At 69.7% G+C, this 618-nt stretch carries 1 protein-coding gene; it reads left to right on the forward strand.

Going from position 1 to position 618, the window contains the following annotated elements; all coding sequences use genetic code 11:
* On the forward strand, window positions 1-618 hold a 618-nt coding region (locus tag ACNPM4_RS18675; RefSeq protein WP_473965308.1), incomplete at both ends, for a urocanate hydratase family protein.

Consider the following 618-nt stretch of genomic DNA (forward strand, 5'->3'; position numbering starts at 1 on the left):
CACGACCGCTGGGCCGCGTGCCGTCCGCGCTGCGCGCGGAAACACACGCACCGCGAAGAGCTGGGGCGCTGAAGCCGCCAAGCGCATGCTGATGAACAACCTCGACCCCGAAGTGGCCGAGCACCCCGAGGACCTCGTCGTGTACGGCGGGACGGGCAAGGCCGCCCGCAGCTGGGAGGCGTACGACGCGATCGTGCGCACTCTCGACGAGCTCGAACCCGACGAGACGCTGCTCGTGCAGTCGGGCAAGCCGGTCGGTGTCTTCCGCACCCACGAGTGGGCGCCGCGCGTGCTCATCGCCAACTCGAACCTGGTGGGGGACTGGGCGAACTGGCCGGAGTTCCGCCGTCTCGAGGAACTCGGCCTCATCATGTACGGGCAGATGACCGCCGGCTCCTGGATCTACATCGGTACGCAGGGCATTCTGCAGGGGACCTACGAGACGTTCGCCGCAGTGGCACGCTCCCTCGGTCGGGATTCCCTGCGAGGCACCCTCACCCTCACCGGCGGTGCCGGTGGCATGGGCGGGGCCCAGCCCCTGGCGGTCACCATGAACGACGGCGCGGTGCTGATCGTCGACGTCGACGAGTCGCGTCTCGCTCGGCGGGTGGACCACGG

Source organism: Microbacterium umsixpiens (assembly GCF_053543675.1).